Annotated in this window: 17 protein-coding genes; 6 read left to right on the top strand and 11 right to left on the bottom strand. The window is 68.9% G+C overall.

Features of this window, described 5'->3' with window-relative positions:
* Positions 1 to 78: 78 nt before the first annotated feature.
* Together OIE13_RS32255 and OIE13_RS32260 are read right to left on the bottom strand one after the other, a co-directional pair.
* A complete protein-coding gene (locus OIE13_RS32255; protein WP_326645884.1) occupies positions 79 to 279 on the bottom strand; it encodes a DUF397 domain-containing protein in 201 nt (66 codons plus the stop codon).
* On the bottom strand, positions 266 to 1,222 hold the full coding sequence (locus OIE13_RS32260; RefSeq protein WP_326829172.1) for a helix-turn-helix domain-containing protein: 957 nt from the start codon (positions 1,220 to 1,222) through the stop codon (positions 266 to 268). The genes OIE13_RS32255 and OIE13_RS32260 overlap by 14 nt, the downstream gene beginning before the upstream one ends.
* Here OIE13_RS32260 and OIE13_RS32265 point away from each other — a divergent pair.
* The 6 genes from OIE13_RS32265 to OIE13_RS32290 all read left to right on the top strand — a co-directional run bounded on the left by OIE13_RS32265 (position 1,221) and on the right by OIE13_RS32290 (position 8,422).
* A complete protein-coding gene (locus OIE13_RS32265; protein ID WP_326829173.1) occupies positions 1,221 to 1,562 on the top strand; it encodes a hypothetical protein in 342 nt (113 codons plus the stop codon). The two genes, OIE13_RS32260 and OIE13_RS32265, sit on opposite strands and share 2 nt — an antisense overlap.
* Positions 1,563 to 1,905: 343 nt before the next feature.
* Positions 1,906 to 3,492 (top strand): hypothetical protein, encoded by a 1,587-nt coding sequence (locus tag OIE13_RS32270; protein ID WP_326645881.1) that lies wholly within the window; start codon positions 1,906 to 1,908, stop codon positions 3,490 to 3,492.
* 383 nt (positions 3,493 to 3,875) lie between these two features.
* The gene (gene rfbA / locus OIE13_RS32275) at positions 3,876 to 4,748 is read left to right on the top strand and encodes a glucose-1-phosphate thymidylyltransferase RfbA (protein WP_326645880.1); all 873 of its coding nucleotides are present in this window, start codon (positions 3,876 to 3,878) and stop codon (positions 4,746 to 4,748) included.
* Between the two features lie 79 nt (positions 4,749 to 4,827).
* Positions 4,828 to 5,976, top strand: a complete 1,149-nt coding sequence (locus tag OIE13_RS32280; RefSeq protein WP_326645879.1) for a class I adenylate-forming enzyme family protein — start codon at positions 4,828 to 4,830, stop codon at positions 5,974 to 5,976.
* Positions 5,973 to 7,496: an aromatic amino acid ammonia-lyase gene (locus OIE13_RS32285; protein WP_326645878.1), complete on the top strand. Its 1,524-nt coding sequence runs from the start codon at positions 5,973 to 5,975 to the stop codon at positions 7,494 to 7,496. The genes OIE13_RS32280 and OIE13_RS32285 overlap by 4 nt, the downstream gene beginning before the upstream one ends.
* Entirely contained in the window at positions 7,493 to 8,422 is a 930-nt protein-coding gene (locus OIE13_RS32290; protein WP_326829174.1) for an SAM-dependent methyltransferase, read from the top strand. Before OIE13_RS32285 ends, OIE13_RS32290 begins: the two co-directional genes overlap by 4 nt.
* A 45-nt stretch (positions 8,423 to 8,467) precedes the next feature.
* Here the strand turns inward: OIE13_RS32290 and OIE13_RS32295 are convergent, their stop codons facing one another.
* The 9 genes from OIE13_RS32295 to OIE13_RS32335 are packed head-to-tail and all read right to left on the bottom strand — an operon-like array spanning position 8,468 to position 19,675.
* On the bottom strand, positions 8,468 to 9,721 hold the full coding sequence (locus OIE13_RS32295) for an activator-dependent family glycosyltransferase (RefSeq protein ID WP_326829175.1): 1,254 nt from the start codon (positions 9,719 to 9,721) through the stop codon (positions 8,468 to 8,470).
* A 9-nt stretch (positions 9,722 to 9,730) separates the two neighbouring features.
* Positions 9,731 to 10,969 (bottom strand): activator-dependent family glycosyltransferase, encoded by a 1,239-nt coding sequence (locus OIE13_RS32300; protein WP_326645875.1) that lies wholly within the window; start codon positions 10,967 to 10,969, stop codon positions 9,731 to 9,733.
* A gap of 9 nt (positions 10,970 to 10,978) precedes the next feature.
* Positions 10,979 to 12,235: an activator-dependent family glycosyltransferase gene (locus OIE13_RS32305; protein ID WP_326829176.1), complete on the bottom strand. Its 1,257-nt coding sequence runs from the start codon at positions 12,233 to 12,235 to the stop codon at positions 10,979 to 10,981.
* Positions 12,236 to 12,239: 4 nt separating this feature from the next.
* Positions 12,240 to 13,529: an activator-dependent family glycosyltransferase gene (locus tag OIE13_RS32310; RefSeq protein ID WP_326645873.1), complete on the bottom strand. Its 1,290-nt coding sequence runs from the start codon at positions 13,527 to 13,529 to the stop codon at positions 12,240 to 12,242.
* A 5-nt stretch (positions 13,530 to 13,534) separates the two neighbouring features.
* Positions 13,535 to 14,830: an activator-dependent family glycosyltransferase gene (locus tag OIE13_RS32315; protein WP_326645872.1), complete on the bottom strand. Its 1,296-nt coding sequence runs from the start codon at positions 14,828 to 14,830 to the stop codon at positions 13,535 to 13,537.
* Between the two features lie 9 nt (positions 14,831 to 14,839).
* The gene (locus OIE13_RS32320) at positions 14,840 to 16,099 is read right to left on the bottom strand and encodes an activator-dependent family glycosyltransferase (protein WP_326645871.1); all 1,260 of its coding nucleotides are present in this window, start codon (positions 16,097 to 16,099) and stop codon (positions 14,840 to 14,842) included.
* Positions 16,100 to 16,119: 20 nt separating this feature from the next.
* Entirely contained in the window at positions 16,120 to 17,397 is a 1,278-nt protein-coding gene (locus OIE13_RS32325; RefSeq protein WP_326645870.1) for an activator-dependent family glycosyltransferase, read from the bottom strand.
* Between the two features lie 9 nt (positions 17,398 to 17,406).
* Positions 17,407 to 18,672 (bottom strand): activator-dependent family glycosyltransferase, encoded by a 1,266-nt coding sequence (locus OIE13_RS32330; protein ID WP_326645869.1) that lies wholly within the window; start codon positions 18,670 to 18,672, stop codon positions 17,407 to 17,409.
* Between the two features lie 10 nt (positions 18,673 to 18,682).
* Positions 18,683 to 19,675: an NAD-dependent epimerase/dehydratase gene (locus tag OIE13_RS32335; RefSeq protein ID WP_326645868.1), complete on the bottom strand. Its 993-nt coding sequence runs from the start codon at positions 19,673 to 19,675 to the stop codon at positions 18,683 to 18,685.
* Positions 19,676 to 19,694 lie beyond the last annotated feature (19 nt).

A 19,694-nucleotide genomic window follows, 5' to 3' on the forward strand; every position in this document is an offset into this window, starting at 1 on the left:
ATCACGAGGAGGGCTTGTGCGGCCGCACGGCCAGACGGCCTTCCGGGCGGTTCTGGTCGTGCGGCACTTGTGGCCGGGTCAGATCTCTTCGCTGCGGATGCCTGTCAGGAAGTTGTTCCAGGCTGTGGGGGAGAAGGCCAGCGCGGGGCCGGCTGGGTCCTTGCTGTCGCGTACGGCGATGATGCCCGGCAGGTTGGTGGCTACCTCGACGCAGTCGTTGCCAGTACCCGAGTAGCTGCTCTTGCGGAACTCGGCGTCGGACAGGTTAGGGGAGATCATGCTCACTCCTCACCGCGACGAGGAAGGCCGCGGATTCCTTGGGGGACAGGGACGCGCCAGCGAGGCGCTCGAACGTCAGAATAAGTCGCCGTACCTGATCGGCCGCTTCTACATACACATCACCCGCCGGTCCTTCCACATACCCAACATCAGGATCAGTTGGCTCAGTGAATTCCAGGATGGAGAAAGCTCCTTCCAGGCCCCGGTGGAGTCCTGTGAGGTACGGAAGGACCTGGATCACGATGTTGTCCTGGCCGGTAAGATCCAAGATCGCGTCTATCTGCTGGACCATGACACCGGGGGCGGAGGACCTTCGTAGTACGGCCTCGTCGATCACTGTATGGAGCGTCGGGGCCGAGTCGTTCATCAGCGCGAGCTTTCGGGCCATCCTCGCGGATACGCGACGGTCCAGCTCTGATTCACTCAGGTCGGGAAGCCCGTGCCGGAACAGCTCGCGTGTGTACGCCTCGGTCTGGAGCAGGCCGGGCACCAACAGCGGCTGCCACGTACGGATGCATGATGACTCTGTCTCCATGCCGACGTAGCTGCCGGTGAAAACATCGCTGTATGCGGTCCACCAGCCACGTTGGCTGGCGTCCTTGCAGAGTTGGATCAGACTCGCTTTCGTCGCGGAGTCCGCACCGTAGAGATCACAAGCATCTGCGACATCTGTCGGGCTTGTTGCGATGCGAGCATTTTCGATTCGGTTGACCTTCGGTCTGCTCCAGCCGAGTTGTGTCGCAGCCGCTTCCGGTATGAGACCTGCTGCTTCACGGAGTCGTCGCAGCTCACGGCCTAGGCGGCGGTGACGGACCGTAGGGCTTCTCATGGTCATGGCGTCCAGTGAGGTGGGAGGGACGAAAAAATATCTGAGAACTCTTGCCGCGGTGCACAGTACAAGCGCATGATGGCTCAACAGCTCCACTACTGTGAGTGAGAACATGATGACACTGGATCACCGCTCTGCCTTGCGGATTGACTCGATTGTGATCGCAGAGGCTCTATCGCAGCTTTGCGGTCTGTGTGTCTCCGGGGTCACTTTGCCGGGTGAGCTCAGGCGGCAATGCAAAGGTTCCAGGGCTGACAACGAGGTTGACGAATCCAAGATCGCACAAGACTCGCGTGGCGCTCGCGCCATTGCCACCTGGCCCACCCCGGAACCGCTGATCATCTGTGACCGGACCATCGAGGGCCTGAAGGCCCAGATGCGCGAGGCCGAGATGACCGCGCTCCTGCACCGCTGGGCGCTCACCTCCGGCTCGGCCAGTATCGGCCACTTCTGATGAGCGGGCACGGCGGCCCCATCCCTTCCCCGGTCCGGGGCCGTCGTGCCGTCGAAGACGTACCGCGTGAGGGTGAAACGCGGTGCGTGACGCGGGCGGGCCGCCCACCCGGCCCGACCGCGTCATTCCTTGGCGGCCTGGCGCAGCGATACGGGCGTGCCGACCCTGCCCTGCAGGGGAGTTGAGGCAAAAAGAAAGGGGCAGTGGCCACGAATGGCGAGTGCCCCTCCAAGTCTGCTAGCGACACTAACACGCTCAGTAGCGATCCGCTACGGTACTCCATGTGCATCAGTCGTCACTTGAGGTGTCTGGCGAGTCGTACGCACGCCATGTTCTCGCACGTATGATCGATTACTTTACGGATGAGGGCACTCCGTGGGCACGCAGGCTCTGGGACATCGGGTCCCTGCTGGCATTGGAAGAACTGTGGGAAGCAGGGATCTGGCAAGCGCAGGGAGTTCTTTCCTCTGCTGCTTGTGACTGGCAACGTGCTGAGCTGCGGATACTCATCGGTCCGGACCGAGGGTTGGGCGAGCGCGAGCTACGTAAGGAAATCACCGGCCTGCTCAGTGGTCCGCTGCCCGACCCGAGCCCGGCGCGTCGGCGGCTGCGCGAGATCATAGATCATGCCCGCTCGGGGTACCTGGAGCGTTGGGCCACTGCCGTCGCCTTGTCGGATCGACCTGGGCCAGAGCGGTTCTCCCGTAGCATCGCCGCACATTTACTGGACCTGGGATACAGTGCGAGTTATTTGCTGGCATGGGCCAAAGAGCTTTACTCGAAGCGTGTGAATACCGGCACTATCGCCGAAAGCGCCGCCGGTCTCGCGCAAGCCAAACCGATTTCGTTTGATGTGCTGGTCGCTCTGTCGGGACTGCCGCAGCGTGAACTCGCCGAGTCGTTGGAGAACTGGCTGTCCAAGGGGAAAGTGATCTCGTGGTTGCAGGAACACGGGCACGACACGGCAGCTGTGCGACCAGGTGGAGGCTTCTCGTACCGTTTCACCGCACTTGACGCTTACGGGGCGGCCGAGCAGGCCAGGCAGATGGTCGAGCGAATGGTTGCCCGCTCGTCGTTTCTCCGTCGCAATAGGGGAGGGATCGACCCACTACCGTTCATCTGGGTGGCTGGGCATCCGAAACCGATTCCCTTCACACCGCCGGCACGGGGTGCCGATGTTTTGACCCTTGTCAATGAGGGACATCTGTACCGGGTAGACGGTTCCCGCAGCCGCATTGACGATGCTCTGGAGTTGGCAGCGCCCATTAACCAAGGCCCGCTTGGCCCGGCTGTGGCCGGTGCCTGGGCTGCCGTTGAAGCGCTGCTTTCGCACCCCGACGACCCTCAGGAGGCGGAGCGGTCTGGCAAGGCCGTCGCTGCTGACCGTCTTGCGGCGATCATTGCTTGTTCCTGGCCGAGAGCCGAACTCACTGCTCTGGCCCATCACCACAAGCCGCGACAGGCTGATGGCCTCGCTCGACGAATCTCTGGCTGTGCGACGAACCAGGAAAGGGCTCGGTGCATCGCCGAGGCCCTGCACATGTCCGGTACCGCAGCACTGGATTTTACGGGTGCTCGGACCAAGCACAGTGACAGCCCAGCTGCAGAGCGGATGGTCGCCCTGCTGGCGGATCCCCGCCGAGTACTAGGCGAGGTCATGGGCACGTACCGCATTACACTGCGCCGCCTGTATCGCACCCGTAACATCGTGCTGCATGGCGGTGCGATGCAGGGAGTAGCTCTGCACGCTTCTCTACGTACCGCTGCTCCCTTGATCGGTGCTGGCTTGGACCGGATCGTGCACGCGGACCAGGCGGAGCAACTCGCCCCCCTGGATCTCGCAGCTCGTGCGGAGGTCGCTTTAAAACTTGTGGGAGGCGAGACCGGGCTGTCCATCGTCGATCTTCTTGAAACGGCGCAGGTCTATTAGAGGGCATAGGCTCGGTTTGGCATCTACCGGGTGGGCGACGATGCTTCTCGTACACCACATGGGCGGATATGACCGGGCACGAGCACGTCGGGTCCGTGCCGGACGGCGGTCGGCCCCGGTGATCCGTTCGGACGAGCGCGCGGAGCGGATTCGTGACATCTTCTTATCTCTTGCGGGAAATCCCTTGTGTGAATCGGATACAACTGTCACCGCCGGTCCGCGGCTTTCCGGAACGATGTGGTTGACAGCGAACCCGTCAACACGATAAATGGCATCGCCATTCCTCGTGAAGGGACGCGACTGGGCCGGACGCTTGGCCGGCGGGCGAAACTCTGATTACTCTGGCGCTGCCATTCATCCCGAAATCGAGGAGAGGAAGGGTGATGAAGGGAATCGTTCTCGCCGGCGGTAGCGGTACGCGTATGTACCCCCTGACATTGGCTACGTCCAAGCAGCTGCTGGCCATCTACGACAAGCCAATGGTTTATTACCCGCTTTCCGTGCTCATGCTGGCCGGCATGCGGGACATCCTGGTGATCTCAACGCCTTCGAGTCTCCCCGCGCTGCACAACCTGCTGGGCGACGGGTCGCATCTGGGGCTGGACATCTCCTACGCCGAGCAGGCGGAGCCGCGAGGAATCGCCGAGGCGTTCATCATCGGCGCGGACTACATCGGCAACGACCAGACGGCGCTCATCCTGGGGGACAACGTCTTCCACGGCGCGGGCTTCCCGCGGATCCTGCGGGCCTGTCGCACCAGGTTGAACGGTTGCACGATGTTCGGATACCCGGTGTCGGACCCGGAGCGGTATGGCATCGGCGAGGTCGACGGCAGCGGTGCGCTGGTGTCGATCGAGGAGAAACCGCTCCGCCCGCGCTCGAACGACGCGATCACCGGGCTTTACTTCTACGACAACGACGTCGTGGAGATCGCCCGGGATCTGGTGCCCTCGCCGCGCGGCGAGTTGGAGATCACGGACGTCAACCAGACGTACCTGAAGCAGGGGCGGGCACACCTGGTCCGGCTCGGGCGGGGTTTCACCTGGCTCGACGCCGGCACGCACGACTCGATTCTGGCCGCGAGCCAGTACGTGCAGGTCATCGAGAAACGCCAGGGCGTCCGGGTGGCCTGCCTGGAGGAGATCGCGGTGCGCATGGGATACATCGACGCGGACGCCTGCCATCGGCTCGGCGCCGAGATGAAGAATTCGGAATACGGCCAGTACCTCATGGAAATCGCCCAGTCGCTCGGCTGAGCAGTACTGTCCCGCCAGCGGGACAGCAAATCCGATTCTTTCGTCTCTCTTTCCGCATGCCCGGGGTAAAGGAGTGGCCATGGATTATGCCGAGCTGAGCCCGGCCGAATTGCTTTCCCTTGAATTCAGCGCGCCGGCGATGACCGACAGGGCCTGGCAGGTGCGCTGGGATCTCGCCGACCGCGATCCGGGGGAACTGGTGCTCGGCATCCTGCCGCCGACCATTGATTTTCACACCTCGGGGAGTACGGGTCCGAGCCGGTGTTGGCGGCGGTTGCGGGAGAACGTCTGGCTGGAGGCGGGCATGCTCGCCGAGCTGATCGAACCGGAGAAGCCGGAGGCGGTCATCTCCTGCGTGCCCCCGACCCACCTGTACGGGGCGCTGGCGAGTGTGCTGATACCCGCTCATCTCCGGCTGCCGGTCTGGTACAAACCGACGTTCTACGGTGTCATGCCGCCGATCGAGCAGCGGCGGGTCGTGGTGGTGGCGACACCGTGGATCTTCACGTTGCTGTTGCAGCACATGAAGTGGGTCCGCGAGATGGAGCACATCACCGTGCTGTACGGCGGCGCGATGCTCCCCGCGACGGCCGGGGAGTTCCTCGCCGCGGCGGGTCCGGACCGGGCGCTCATCGTGGAGGTGCTGGGCTCCACCGAGGCGGGCGGCATCGCGACCCGGCGCTGGCGGGAGGGCGAACCTCCCCCCTGGACCCTCTTCCGCGACGTGTCCTTCGCCGAGCCCGCCGGGCCGGAGTCCGCCGGGCCGGAGGACGACGGGGAGATAGCGCTCGTGATCCGCAGTCCCCGGCTGGCGTTCCGGCCGGACGAGCGGCCACCGCCGCTCTGGGAGGCGGACGACCACGTCCAGCCGCTGGACGAGCGGACGTTCCGGTTCGCCGGTCGCCGCACCCGGCTGGTCAAGGTGAACGGCCGCCGGATCAACCTCGACGAGGTCGAGCACGCGCTGCGCGCCGTGCTGGACTGCGAGGACCTCGCGGTCGTCCCCGTCGCCGACCGGATGATCGGCGAGCACGTCGACCTGCTGGTCGTGCTGAAGCCGGGCACGGAGCTGGCCGACCTCGACCTGTCCACCGCGTTCGACCGGATCGGGGTCCGCCCGAAACGCGTGCACGCGGTGCCCAGGATCGAGCGGTCCGCGCTGGGCAAGGTACGGCACCTTCAGACATCACCCACCACTGAGGCAACCGAAGCAGAGGTAGCAACGTGACACTGACCGCCGAGATGACGAGCAGCGAGACGACCGGTGCGGCGTACCTGGCGGAGATCGCCAGGAGCGCCTCCTGGGAGGGCCGGGTCGATCCGTGCGACGACGCCGACATCGCCAGGATGGAGGCCAGCGCGGCGACCGTCGCGAAGCATCTGGCCGCCGACCAGCCCATCTACGGCCTTACCCAGGGATTCGGCCCGCTCGTCACGTACGCCGCGGAGTCGGAGATGGAGCAGGGCAGCTCGCTGATCTCGCACCTGGGCACCGGCCAGGGCAGGCCGCTGAGCCCGGAGGTGTCCAGGCTCATCTTCTGGCTGCGCCTCAACAGCATGCGCCGGGGGTTCTCGGCGGTCTCGCCGGAGTTCTGGCAGACCCTGGCCGACCTGTGGAACGCCGGTTTCACCCCGGTGATCCCCCGGGACGGCACGGTCAGCGCGAGCGGGGACCTGCAGCCGCTGGCACACGCGGCACTGACGTTCACCGGATTCGGCGAGGCGTGGATGCGTGGCGCCGACGGCGACTGGGAGACGAGGCCCGCCAGGGAGGCGCTCGCGGCGCTGGGCGCCGAGCCGTTCGAGTGGCCGGTCAGGGAGGCGCTCGCCTTCGTCAACGGCACCGGTGCGAGCCTGGCGGTGTCCATCCTCAACCACCAGTCGGCGCTGCGGCTGGTCCGGGCGGCGGCGATGCTGACCGGCCGGCTGGCCACCCTGCTGCGGGCCAACAGCGAGCACTACGCCGACGGCCACGCGTTCGCCCGCGGCCAGCTCGGGCAGCTCACCGCGGCCAGGTGGATCAGGCGGGAACTGCCCGCGGGCCTGGTCCGGGACGAGCGGCGGCCGCTGCAGGAGCCGTACAGCCTGCGGTGCGCGCCGCAGGTGCTCGGCGCGGTGCTCGACCAGCTCACCTCGGCGGGTGACGTGCTGGCCAGGGAGGCGAGCGGTTGCCAGGACAACCCGATCGCCTACGAGGGCCAGATCCTGCACGGCGGCAACTTCCACGCCATGCCGGTCGGCCTCGCCTCCGACCAGATCGGGCTCTCCCTGCACATGGCCGCCTACCTGGCCGAGCGGCAGCTCGGCCTGCTGCTCAGCCCGGCCACCAACGGAGACCTGCCGCCCATGCTCACGCCGAGGGCCGGTCGGGGCTGCGGGCTGGCGGGCGTGCACATCAGTGCGACGTCGTTCGTCTCCCGGATCAGGCAGGTCGTCTACCCGGCCTCGCTGACCACGCTGCCGACCAACGGCTGGAACCAGGACCACGTCCCGATGGCGCTCAACGGGGCGAACTCGGTGTCGGACGGCCTGGAGCTGGGCTGGCTGACCATCGGCTCGCTGGCCCTGGGGGTGGCCCAGCTCGCGGTGATGGTCGGCGAGGAGCCCCAGGCCGACGAGATCTGGGCGGAGCTGGCCGAGATCTCCCCGCCGCTGGACGCCGACCGGCCGATGGCCCGGGAGGTGCGGGACGCCCGCGACCTGCTCGACCGGCACGCCGCCGCGGAGCTGGCCGGGAGCGGTGCATGAGTCTTGATCGGTTGCGGGCCAGCGCGCGCGACTTCACCGCCGCTCCCGAGTCGTTGACCACGCGCGACTTCCACCCGAGCGCGGGGAGCGTCAAGACGGTACAGGCGCCGTCCGCCAAGGAGGTCGGGGAGTTCTACGACCGGAACGGCCGGGTGCTCACCGACATCTTCGCGGGCAGCATGCACCTCGGGTACTGGCTGGGCCCGGACGACGACAGCGATCTGAAGGCGGCCACCGAGCGGCTGACCGAAATCATGATCATCAAGCTCCGGGTCGAAGCGGGCGACACGGTACTGGATCTCGGCTGCGGAACCGGCAAGCCCGCGGTGCGGCTCGCCAAGACGACCGGCGCGCGGGTGGTCGGCATCTCGGTCAGTACGGAGGACGTCGCGCAGGCCACCGCGCTGGCCCAGGCGGAGGGGGTGGCCGACCTGGTCGACTTCCGGGTCGCCGACGCGATGGACCTCCCGTTCGAGGCCGGTTCCTTCGACGCCGTGCTCGCCCTGGGCTCCATCCTGCACATCCTCGACCGGACGCACGTGCTGAAGCAGGTCGCCCGAGTCCTGCGGCCCGGCGGCCGGCTGGTCCTCACCGACGCCATCAAGCGGGGGAACGAGGAGGAGGACGAGATGGCGGTGGCCATCCTGACCGAGGTGCTGGACGCCTGGCGGCAGGCGTCGCCGGTGCGCGCCAGCGACTACTGGCGGTTCGGGCGCGGCGCCGGTCTGGTCATCGACGAGATCACCGACATCACCGAGCACACGAAGTACACGTACCGGAAGATCTACGCGGAGATGGACGCGTACGGTGAGCTGCCCCCCGACATGGTCCGCATCCACGACCACGGCGAGGGCGTGGACTGGGTGGAGGTGGAGAACGGGCCGCAGCCCGACGGGATGCTGATCGTGGTCGCGCACCGGCCGTGACGGCAGGGAAGGACCCCGGGGCACCACTTCCCCGGGGTCCTTTCCCTATGGGCGGTACTTGGCGACGAGCTCTTCCAGCTGCGGGACGAGCTCGTTGGGCGTGGGCAGATCGTGCATCTCGTCCCGGAGGTCCTCGGCACGCTTCCGGAACGCCGGTTCGTCCAGCAGCCGGAGCAGGGCCTCCCGGACGGCCTGCCCGGTCCCGAGGGCGGAGGGGATGGCCAGCCCGGCGCCGTGTTCGGTCAGCGTCCTGCCCAGCAGTGGCCCCTCGAAGTGGTACGGCAGGGCGAGCTGCTGCACCCCGTGCAGCGCGACCGTGCTCAGCGTGCCCGCCCCGCCGTGGTGGATGACCGCCGAGCAGGTGGGCACGAGCGCGTGCAGCGGCACGTACGACACCAGGCGGGCGTTGGCGGGGACGCGGGCGAGCTTCTTCTGCTCGGCCTCGGCGATGGTGGCGACGACCTCGATGTCCAGGTCGGCCAGCGAGTCCAGGATGTCCTGCACGTTGGCGGCGTAGCCGGAGAACACGTCGGTGGCGGTCGTGCCGAGGGTGAGGGCGACGCGCGGCTTCTCGGGCGGTGCCCACAGCCACTTCGGGACGGCGGCGGGGCCGCCGTAGGCGACGTAGCGCATGTGCACGTTGTGCAGGCCGGCGGCCGTCACGCCGATCGGCGGGGGGAGCTGGTGGATGGTGAACTGGCCGGTGACCATGTCCTCGGTGAACTCGAAGCCGTACTTGCGGCTGTAGCCGGCGAGCCACTCGCCGAGCGGGTCGATCGGCGTCTCCTGGAGCCGGAGGAAGTGCTCCCGCGTGGCGCCGAAGACGTCCGCGCTCCACAGCAGGCGGGCGTGCGCGGCGCCACAGGCCTTGGCGGCGATGCTCCCGGCGGAGGTGAAGGGCTCCCAGATGATCAGGTCGGGCCGCCACTCGCGGGCGAAGTTCACCAGGCCGGCGATCAGCGGGAAGTTGTGCGGCTTCTGCTCGTACTGAACCGTGCCGCGATAGGCCTCCGTCATGGACTCTCCGGTGGCGCCCGTCGGATCCTCGGCGACCGCCCAGGGCATGGGCAGTCCGCCGCGTGCCTGTTCGAGCAGCGCCGGGTCCAGTTTCACGTCCCACCAGAAGTCGGCGTCGCGGCCGACGGGGACGGCGGTCAGCCCGGCCTGGGTGATGACATCGGCGAAGGAGGGCTGGCTGGCGACGCGGACCTCGTGCCCGGCGGTGCGCAGCGCCCAGGCCAGCGGCACCGATGGCAGGAAGATCGTTTTCTCGGGAATAGTGACAAACAGGACACGCATCGTGTCTCCTCAGCGGTGTTTCGCGGTGAGCTCTTCGAGCCGGGGGACGAGGTCGTTGGGGCTCGGCATCGCGTGGATCTCGTCGCGCAGGTCGGCGGCGCGCCCAGCGAAGGCGGGTTCGTCCAGCAGCCGGAGCACCCCGTCGCGGACGGTCACGTCGGGACCCACCTGCAGCGCGCAGCCCTGGGCCGCGAGCCCGCGCGCGATGATCGGCTCGTCGAAGTGGTAGCCCATGGTGAGCTGGGGGACCGCGTACAGGGCACTGTTGAGCACGGTGCCGACACCGCCGTGGTTGACGATCGCCGAGCAGGTCGGCATCAGCGCGTGCAGCGGCACGTACGACACCAGCCGGGCGTTGTCGGGGACGGCGCCCAGCTTCTCCCGCGCCGAGTCGGCGATGGTGGCCACCACCTCGATGTCGAGGTCGGCCAGTGAGTCGAGGATGCCGCGCACGTCGGCGGTGTATCCGGCGAACATGCCGGTGGCGGTGAGTCCGAAGCTGAGGGCGACGCGGGGCCGTTCCCGGGGAACCTGAAGCCACTTCGGCACCGTGGCGGCGCCGCCGTAGGGGACGTGGCGTATCGGCAGGTAGTCCAGGTCGGCCCGGATGCTCAGCGAGTCGGGTAGCAGGTCGACGGTGAAGTCGCCGGTGACCATGTCCTCGGTGAACTCGAAGCCGTACTTGCGGCCGTAGGCGCCCATCCAGTCCGCCACCGGGTCCTCGTCCCCCTTGAACTCCAGGAACCGCTCCCTGGCCACCCCGAAGACGTCGGCGCCGAACAGCATGCGGGCGTGCGCGGCACCGCAGGCCTTGGCGGCGATCGGCGCGGCGTAACAGAACGACGACCAGACGATGAGGTCGGGCTTCCACTGCCGGGCGAAGTCGGCCATGCCCGCGACCATCGAGAAGCTCTCCGCCCGATCCCCCTCGGCCATGTCCCGGCATGCCTGCAGCATGGTCTCCCAGGTGTAGCGATCGGGGTCCTCGGCCACGTCGTACGGCGCGGGCAGCCCGATCCGGACCTCCTCGAACTGGTCGCTCGTCATGCCGTACCACTGGAAGAGCCGCACGGTGTCGACGTCGCGGCCGACGGGGACGGCGGTCAGCCCGGCCTGGGTGATGACGTCGGCGAAGGAGGGCTGGCCGGCGACGCGGACCTCGTGCCCGGCGGTGCGCAGCGCCCAGGCCAGCGGCACCATGGGCAGGAAGATCGTCTTTTCCGGGACGGTGGCGAACAGGATGCGCATCGTGTCTCCTCAGCGGTGTTTCGCGGTGAGCTCTTCGAGCCGGGGGACGAGCTCGTTGGGGCTCGGCATCGCGTGGATCTCGTCACGGAGTTCGGCGGCGCGCTCGCGGAAGCCGGGTTCGCCGAGCAATCGCAGCACGTTCTCCCTGACGACCGCGCCGCTCGCCCGATCGGCCACGACGACCAGCGCCGCGCCCTGGTCGGCGACCTGCCGGGCGAACAGCGGTCCGTCGAAGTCCCACGGCATGGCGAGCTGGGGGACCGCGTTCCTGGCGGTGGTGAGCACGGTGCCGAAGCCGCCGTGGCTGATGACCACCGAGCAGGTCGGCGCCAGCGCGTGCAGCGGCACATAGGAGACGAGGCGGGCGTTGGCGGGGACGCGGTCGAGTTTGTCCTGCTCGGTCGCGGCGATGGTGGCGACGACCTCGATGTCCAGATCGGCCAGCGCGTCGAGGATCTCCTGCACGCTGACCGAGTAGCCCGCCTGGTGATCGGTGAGGCTCAGGCCCATCGTCAGGGCGACCCGCGGGCGTTCGGGGGCGGTCCACAGCCATTTCGGCACGACGGCAGGTCCGCCGTAGGGGACGTACCGCATGGGGACGTAGTCGAGGTCGGCTCGCATGCTCAGCGAGGCGGGCAACTGGTCGACGGTGAAGTGGCCGGTGATCATCTCCTCGTCGAACGCGAAACCGTGCTTGCGGCCGTAGCCTTCCAGCCAGTCGCGGAGCGGGTCGGCCCGCTCGTCGCCGAGCCGCAGGAAACGGTCCCGGGTGAGGCCGAAGATGTCCAGACTCCACGGCAGCCGGGCGTGGGCGGCGCCGCAGGCCTTGGCGGCGATGGGCCCGGCGAAGGTGAGCGGCTCCCAGATGACGAGGTCGGGCCGCCAGTGCCGCGCGAAGTCCACCAGCCCGGCGATGATCGGCAGACAGGCCGGCCGGTGCCACGACTGCTGCACCCCGGCGTACCCCGTGGTCAGATACTCCCGAGTGGCCTTCGCCGGAAACTCGGCGACATCGTATGGCGTGGGAAGGCCGTAGGCGGGCTCCCAGGACCAGTCCGGGATGCGGTGGTCGCGGGCGAGCAGTTGCCACAGGTCGGCGTCGCGGCCGACGGGGACGGCGGTGAGCCCGGCCTGGGTGATGATGTCGGCGAAGGAGGGCTGGCCGGCGACGCGGACCTCGTGGCCCGCGGTGCGCAGCGCCCACGCCAGCGGGACCATGGCCAGCAGGTGCGCCTTCTCCGGGTTGGCGGCGAACAGTACGCGCATGACGTCATCTCCCGCCGAGCATGGCGGGTCGCCGGTGCGACGCCACCCGCTCTTCGAGCTGGACCGCCATCTCGTTCGGGGTCGGCATCGCCAACATCTCCTCGCGCAACAGGTCCGCGCTCCGGCGGAACCGGGATTCGTTCAGCAGCCGCAGCAGTCGTTCCCGGAGGAGCACGCCGATGGCCTGGTTGCTGTGGACGGCGAGACCGGCGCCCTGGGCGGCGATCCGCCTGGCCAGGGTGGGGCCGTCGTTGTCCCACGGGATGATCAGCTGCGGGACCGCGTTCAGCGCGGTGGTGGCCAGGGTGCCGAATCCGGCGTGGTGTATCACGGCATCGCAGGTGGGGACGAGGTCTGCCAGCGGTACGAACGGAACGAGCCGGGCGTTCTCCGGGATCGAGGCGAGTTTCCGCTGCTCCGCCTCCGGGACGGTGGCGACGAGCTCGATGTCCAGATCGGCCAGCGAGTCCAGGATGTCCTGCAGGTCGAACCAGTAACCCGCTCCGCGGTCGGCGCCGCTGAGCCCCATCGTCAGCGCGACCCTGGGACGTTCGGGCCGCTTCCACAGCCACGACGGCATGACCGCCGCGCCGCTGTAGGGCACGTAACGCATCGGCAGGTAGTCCAGGTCGGCGTCCATCCGCAGGGAACGCGGCAGCAGGGTGATCGTGAACTGGCCGGTGACGAGGTCCTCGCCGAACTCGAAGCCGTGCTTGCGGGCATAGGGGGACAGCCAGTCGGCGAGCGCGTCGGCCCGCTCCCCGGGCGGCTGCTGCTCCTTGAGCCGCAGATAGTGTTCGCGGGTCACCCCGAGAGTGTCCACGCTGAACAGCAGGCGGGCGTGCGCGGCGCCGCAGGTCTCGGCGGCGATCGCGCCGGCGTAGGTGGTGGGTTCCCAGATCACCAGGTCGGGCTGCCAGCTCTGGGCGAACCTCACCAGATCAGCGATCAACGGGACGTTGCTCATCTTGTGCCAGCGGCCGACCTGGATGTCGTAGCCGTCCTTGAGATAGCTCCAGGTGATCTCCCGCGGATGCCACTCGGCCGCGTCGTACGGGATGGGCAGCCCGCTGACCCCCGACCCGATCCAGGTGAGGTTCCGGCCCATGAGCTGCCACAGGTCGGCGTCGCGGCCGACGGGGACGGCGGTGAGCCCGGCCTGGGTGATGATGTCGGTGAAGACGGGCTGGCTGGCGACGCGGACCTCGTGGCCCGCGGTGCGCAGCGCCCACGCCAGCGGCGCCATGCTCAGGAAGTGTGTCTTCTCCGGGTAGGTGACGAACAGGACGCGCATCGGCGTCACCGGGTCCCGCTGTGCTCGGCGACGAGTTCGAGGAGTCGCGGGACGAACTCGTTCGGGGTGGGCATGGCGAGGAACTCCTCGCGCAACCGGTCGGCGCCCTGGCGGAAGGCCGGCTCGTTCAGCAGCCGCAGCAGGTTCTCACGGACCACCGGGCCGGTCGCCTTGGTGGCGTGCACGGCCAGCCCGGCGCCCCGCGCGGCCAGCCGCTCGGCCAGGGCCGGCTGGTCGACGTCCCACGGCAACGCGAGCTGGGGCAGCCCCTGCAGGGCGGTGGAGGCGAGGGTGCCCACTCCGGCGTGATGGATGATGGCCGAGCAGGTGGGCAGCAACGCCTGAAGCGGTACGTAGGGCACCATCTTGATGTTGTCGGGAACCCGGTCGAGCTTGGCCTGTTCCTCCTCCACGATCGTGGCGATGACCTCGATGTCGAGGTCGCCCAGGGCGTCGAAGAGGTCCTGCACGTCGACGGGGTAACCGACGTCGCGGTCGGTGACGGTGAGCCCCATGGTGATGGCGACGCGGGTGCGCTCGGGCTGAGTCCACAGCCATTTCGGGACGACGGCGGCGCCGCCGTACTGGGTGTACCGGAGCGGGGCGTACTTCAGGTCGGCCCGCATCCGCAGCGAGGGCGGCAGCATGTCGATGGTGAACTGGCCGGTGATCATGTCCTCGTCGAACTCGAAGCCGTACTTGCGGGCGTAGCCGCCCAGCCAGTCGGCCATCGGGTCGGCGCGGTCCTCGACGGGGCGCTCGGCCCGCAGGCGCAGGAAGTGGTCCCTGGTGATGCCGTAGACGTCCGCGCCGATCAGCAGGCGGGCGTGCGCGGCGCCGCAGGCCTTGGCCGCGATCGCGCCGGCGTAGGTGGTGGGTTCCCAGATCACCAGGTCGGGCTGCCAGCTCTGGGCGAACTCCACCAGACTGTTGATCATCGGGGTGTTGCTCTGCTTGTGCCACTGGTGGATCTGCAGCTTGTACCCGTCGTGCAGGTAGTCCCAGGTGACATCCTCGGCCGGCCACTCCGCCGCGGCGTACGGCGTGGGCCAGCCCACCTCCTTGCTGCCGGTCCACTCCTTCTTCGCGTCGGCCATCTCCTTGAGGCGGCCGAGGTACTGCCACAGGTCGCGGTCGGTGCCGATGGGCACCGCCGTCAGCCCGGCCTGGGTGACCACGTGGGCGAACTTGGGCTGGACCGCGACGCGTACCTCGTGACCCGCGGTGCGCAGCGCCCAGGCCAGTGGAGCCAGCAGCAGGAAGTGTGTCCGCTCGGGATACGTCGTGAACAGGATGCGCATCGTGTCTCCTCAGCGGTGTTTCGCGGTGAGCTCTTCCAGCTGGGGGACGAGCTGGTTGGGGGAGGGCAGGGCGTGGATCTCGTCGCGCAGGTCGTGGGCGCGGTGGCGGAAGGAGGGTTCGGTCAGTAGCCGGAGCAGGTTTTCGCGGACGGCGGGGCCGGTGGCCTGGCTGGTGTGCAGTTCGAGTCCGGCGCCGTGGTCGGCGAGTTTGCGGGCCAGGATGGGCTGGTCGTAGTGGTAGTGCAGGGACAGGTGCGGGATGGGGTGGAGGGCGGCGGTGGCCAGGGTGGCGGCGCCGGCGTGGTGGATGACGGCCGAGCAGGTGGGGGTCAGGGCGTGCATGGGCACGTAGGGGACCAGGCGGGCGTTGTCGGGGACGCGGGCCAGTTTTTTCTGTTCGGATTCGGCGACGGTGGCGACGAGTTCGATGTCGAGGTCGGCGAGGTGGTCGAGGATGTCCTGGACGTTGACGGTGTAGCCGTTGTAGACCTCGGTCGCGCTCAGGCCCATGGTGAGGGCGACGCGGGGCTTCTCCGGTGGTGCCCACAGCCATTTGGGCACGATCGCCGGGCCGCCGTAGGGGACGTAGCGCATGCGCAGGTAGTCCAGGTCCGGGGCCTCGACCTGGAGGCTGGCGGGGAACTGGTCGATGGTGAAGTGGCCGGTGAGCATGTCCTCGCCGAAGTCGAAGCCGTACTTGCGGGCGTAGCCGCCCAGCCAGTCGGCGAGCGGGTCGGCCCGCTCCTCGGGGGGTTGGGCGGCGTTGAGCCGCCGGTAGATCTGGCGGACGCCGCCGTAGACGTCGACGCCGTACAGCAGGCGGGCGTGCGCGGCGCCGCAGGCCTTGGCCGCGATCGGCGCCGCCAGGGCGAGCGGTTCCCAGATGACCAGGTCGGGCTCCCAATGCCGGGCGAACCTCACCAGATCCGCGATCATCGGAAAGTTCCCGTAGCGGTGCCAGAAGCCCGTCGCCTCGGCCAGCCCGGGTTTGAGGTACTCCCAGGTGGCCTTCGCCGGATCGTCGAAGGCGTCGTACGGGGCCGGGATGCCCGGTCGTTCCGCTTCGAGCTCCTCCTGCTCCCGCGTCATCCGCAGGTCGCGATCGTGTCCGACGGGGACGGCGGTCAGGCCGGCCTGGGTGATGACGTCGGCGAAGGCGGGCTGGCTGGCGACGCGGACCTCGTGGCCCGCGGTGCGCAGCGCCCACGCCAGCGGAGCCATGTACAGGAAGACGGTTTTCTCGGGGGTCAGTACGAACAGAACACGCATGTCGGCTCCTCTCTCGTCTGTCAACGGGTGGCGGAACGATGCTTGGCTGTGAGTTCTTCGAGCCGGGGGACGAGCTGGTTGGGGGAGGGCAGCGCGAGGATCTCGTCGCGCAGGCCCATGGCGCGTTCACCGAACGCGGGCTCGTCGAGCAGGCGCAGTACGGCGGCTCGGACGCTCTCCCCGGTGGCCTGGTCGGCGAGGATCGCCAGTGATCCGCCCTGTGCGGCGGCGCGGCGGGCCAGTTCGGGCTCGTCGAAGTCCCACGGCACGGCGAGCTGGGGGACCGCGTGCAGGGCGCTGGTCAGGAAGGTGCCGGGTCCGGCGTGGCTGATGATCGCGTCGCAGGTGGGGGCCAGCGCGTGCAGCGGCACGTAGGACACCACCCGGGTGTTGCCGGGGACACGGGTCAGTTTCTTCTGCTCGGACTCGGCGATGGTGGCGACGACCTCCATGTCCAGGTCGGCCAGTGCGTCGAGGATGTCCGGCACGTTGGCGGCGTACCCGGCGAAACGGTCGGTCGCGGTGGTACCCAGGGTGAGGGCGACGCGGCGGCGTTCCCTGGGGGTCCACAGCCATTTCGGGACGACGGCGGCGCCGCCGTAGGGGACGTAGCGCATCGGCAGGTAGTCCAGGTTGGCGTGCATGCTCAACGAGGCCGGCAGGTGGTGAATGGTGAACTGGCCGGTGAAGAGGTTCTCGGTGTAGTCGAACCCGTACTTGCCGCCGTAGGAGCCCAGCCAGTCGGCCATCGGGTCGGCGCGCTCCTCGGCGGGCCGTTCGGCCTTCAGGCGCAGGTAGTGCTCGCGGGCGACGCCGAAGACGTCGACGCTCCACACCAGGCGGGCGTGCGCGGCGCCGCAGGCCTCGGCGGCGATCGCCCCGGCGTAGGTGTTCGGCTCCCAGATGACCAGGTCGGGCTGCCAGCTGCGGGCGAACTCGGTCAGACCGGCGATCAGCGGGAAGTTGTCCAGCCGATGCCACTGCTCCAGCAGGTTCTCGTAACCGGCCCGCATCGTCTCGAAGTCGAGGTCCGCCGGGTCCAGCACCGCCGCGTCGTACGGCGCGGGCAGCCCGGCCCGCTCCGCCTCGACCTGCTCGGGGTTGCGTTCCGCCATCCGCCAGGTCACCGGATTACGGCCGACCGGGACGGCGGTCAGACCGGCCTGGGTGACGGTGCCGGCGAACTCGGGCTGGACCGCGACGCGTACCTCGTGACCCGCGGTCCGCAGCGCCCAGGCCAGCGGAACCATCGCGTGGAAGATGGTCTTGTCCGGATAGGTGGTGAGCAGGATGCGCATCGTGTCTCCTCAGCGGTGTTTCGCGGTGAGCTCTTCCAGCTGGGGGACGAGCTGGTTGGGGGAGGGCAGGGCGTGGATCTCGTCGCGCAGGTCGTGGGCGCGGTGGCGGAAGGAGGGTTCGGTCAGTAGCCGGAGCAGGTTTTCGCGGACGGCGGGGCCGGTGGCCTGGCTGGTGTGCAGTTCGAGTCCGGCGCCGTGGTCGGCGAGTTTGCGGGCCAGGATGGGCTGGTCGTAGTGGTAGTGCAGGGACAGGTGCGGGATGGGGTGGAGGGCGGCGGTGGCCAGGGTGGCGGCGCCGGCGTGGTGGATGACGGCCGAGCAGGTGGGGGTCAGGGCGTGCATGGGCACGTAGGGGACCAGGCGGGCGTTGTCGGGGACGCGGGCCAGTTTCCTCTGCTCGGATTCGGCGACGGTGGCGACGAGTTCGATGTCGAGGTCGGCGAGGTGGTCGAGGATGTCCTGGACGTTGACGGTGTAGCCGTTGTAGAGCTCGGTCGCGCTCAGGCCCATGGTGAGGGCGACGCGGGGCTTCTCCGGTGGTGCCCACAGCCATTTGGGCACGATCGCCGGGCCGCCGTAGGGGACGTAGCGCATGCGCAGGTAGTCCAGGTCCGGGGCCTCGACCTGGAGGCTGGCGGGGAACTGGTCGATGGTGAAGTGGCCGGTGAGCATGTCCTCGCCGAAGTCGAAGCCGTACTTGCGGGCGTAGCCGCCCAGCCAGTCGGCGAGCGGGTCGGCCCGCTCCTCGGGGGGTTGGGCGGCGTTGAGCCGCCGGTAGATCTGGCGGACGCCGCCGTAGACGTCGATGCCGTTGAGCAGGCGGGCGTGCGCGGCGCCGCAGGCCTTGGCTGCGATCGGCGCGGCGAAGGTCAGCGGTTCCCAGATGACCAGGTCGGGCTCCCAATGCCGGGCGAACTCCACCAGATCCGTGATGATCGGGAAGTTGCTCACCCGGTGCCAGCCCTGCACGGCCTTGACCAGCCCGGGTTTGAGGTACTCCCAGGTGGCTTTCGCCGGATCGTCGAAGACGTCGTACGGCGCCATGATGCCCACGCGCAGCGCGTCGAGCGCCTCCTGCCGATTCTCCGTGATCCGCCACGAGCTGCGGTCGTTGCCCAGCGGAACCGCGGTGAGCCCGGCCTGGGTGATCACCTTGGCGAACGCGGGCTGGCTGGCGACGCGGACCTCGTGGCCCGCGGTGCGCAGCGCCCACGCCAGCGGCACGTGGTACTGGAAGATGCTCTTCTCCGGATTCACGGCGAACAGGACGCGCATGGCTCTCCTCTCAGAATTCTCTGGCGATGGCGGCGGCGACGCCGTCCAGGCCCTCGAACAACGGCACCCTCGGAGCCCAGCCGGTGGCGTCCTGGAACGCGGCCGGGTCGAGTACGAAATCCAGCACGTCCGTCGGCATGGAGTGGTCCGCGGGCGGGACCGAGACGACCGGGACCGGCGGTCGTCCCGAGCGGGTGGCGACGGTCTTGGAGATCATCGCGAACAGGTCGGCGACGCTGGTCGCCTGCCCCGTCCCGACCAGCCAGTGCCGGCCGGAGACCACTTCGGCCTGGTCCAGCGCGGTGACGAACGCGGTGGCCGCGTCGTCGACGCAGAGCAGGTCCCGCTTGACGGAGCCGTCGTGCCACATGGTGAGCGGTTGGTCGGCGAACGCCCGGCGCATCATGGCCGCGACCACGCCCCGGTCCAGGGCGGTGGGATCGGTGCCCCGGCTGTAGAGGGTCGCCAGCCGCAGCGTGCTGCCCCGGATCAGCCCTTCGGCGCAGGCGGCCTCGATCGCGCGTTCGGCGGCCAGTTTCTGCCGGTCGTACGCCGTCAGCGGCTCGTCCGGCTGGCTGCCGTCGATCCGCGCCGACAACGAGCGCCCCGCCTGCGAGACCGAGCCGGCGAACACCACCGTCGGGGGCCGGTCCGGCCGTTGCGCCCGGACCGCGTCGACGAGGTCGTGCACCAGGCCCAGGTTGACCCGCTCCGCGGCGGGGTCGACCGCGGCGGCCCGCCACGTGCTCGCGTTTCCCCTGTGCGCGACCAGGTGAATCACCGCGTCGGCGCCGTCGACCGCGGCGGCGAGGGCGTCGCCGTGGGTCAGGTCGGCGATGCGCACCTCGACGTCGGCGCGCGATCCGGACGGGACGGAAGTGGGGCGGCGCCCGACCAGCCGGAGCCGGACCGGCCTGACCGCCAGCTCGCGGGCGACGGCCGTGCCCAGCAGGCCCGAGGCACCGAGTACGGTGATCAGCGGTTTCGCGGCCGTGGTGGCCATGTGTTCTCCTTCACGTTGC

Source organism: Streptosporangium sp. NBC_01810 (assembly GCF_035917355.1).
In the GTDB taxonomy this organism is placed as follows: Bacteria; Actinomycetota; Actinomycetes; order Streptosporangiales; family Streptosporangiaceae; genus Streptosporangium.

What these genes read in the sequence shown, in the direction of transcription:
- OIE13_RS32315 (WP_326645872.1), bottom strand. Translation starts at nt 14,830, where the DNA reads ATGCGCATCCTGTTCACGACGTATCCCGAGCGGACACACTTCCTGCTG.
- OIE13_RS32320 (WP_326645871.1), bottom strand. Translation starts at nt 16,099, where the DNA reads ATGCGTGTTCTGTTCGTACTGACCCCCGAGAAAACCGTCTTCCTGTAC.
- OIE13_RS32260 (WP_326829172.1), bottom strand. Translation starts at nt 1,222, where the DNA reads ATGTTCTCACTCACAGTAGTGGAGCTGTTGAGCCATCATGCGCTTGTA.
- OIE13_RS32280 (WP_326645879.1), top strand. Translation starts at nt 4,828, where the DNA reads ATGGATTATGCCGAGCTGAGCCCGGCCGAATTGCTTTCCCTTGAATTC.
- OIE13_RS32335 (WP_326645868.1), bottom strand. Translation starts at nt 19,675, where the DNA reads ATGGCCACCACGGCCGCGAAACCGCTGATCACCGTACTCGGTGCCTCG.
- OIE13_RS32255 (WP_326645884.1), bottom strand. Translation starts at nt 279, where the DNA reads ATGATCTCCCCTAACCTGTCCGACGCCGAGTTCCGCAAGAGCAGCTAC.
- OIE13_RS32290 (WP_326829174.1), top strand. Translation starts at nt 7,493, where the DNA reads ATGAGTCTTGATCGGTTGCGGGCCAGCGCGCGCGACTTCACCGCCGCT.
- OIE13_RS32300 (WP_326645875.1), bottom strand. Translation starts at nt 10,969, where the DNA reads ATGCGCATCCTGTTCGCCACCGTCCCGGAAAAGACGATCTTCCTGCCC.
- OIE13_RS32270 (WP_326645881.1), top strand. Translation starts at nt 1,906, where the DNA reads ATGATCGATTACTTTACGGATGAGGGCACTCCGTGGGCACGCAGGCTC.
- rfbA (WP_326645880.1), top strand. Translation starts at nt 3,876, where the DNA reads ATGAAGGGAATCGTTCTCGCCGGCGGTAGCGGTACGCGTATGTACCCC.
- OIE13_RS32310 (WP_326645873.1), bottom strand. Translation starts at nt 13,529, where the DNA reads ATGCGCGTCCTGTTCGTCACCTACCCGGAGAAGACACACTTCCTGAGC.
- OIE13_RS32305 (WP_326829176.1), bottom strand. Translation starts at nt 12,235, where the DNA reads ATGCGCGTACTGTTCGCCGCCAACCCGGAGAAGGCGCACCTGCTGGCC.
- OIE13_RS32325 (WP_326645870.1), bottom strand. Translation starts at nt 17,397, where the DNA reads ATGCGCATCCTGCTCACCACCTATCCGGACAAGACCATCTTCCACGCG.
- OIE13_RS32265 (WP_326829173.1), top strand. Translation starts at nt 1,221, where the DNA reads ATGATGACACTGGATCACCGCTCTGCCTTGCGGATTGACTCGATTGTG.
- OIE13_RS32295 (WP_326829175.1), bottom strand. Translation starts at nt 9,721, where the DNA reads ATGCGTGTCCTGTTTGTCACTATTCCCGAGAAAACGATCTTCCTGCCA.
- OIE13_RS32330 (WP_326645869.1), bottom strand. Translation starts at nt 18,672, where the DNA reads ATGCGCGTCCTGTTCGCCGTGAATCCGGAGAAGAGCATCTTCCAGTAC.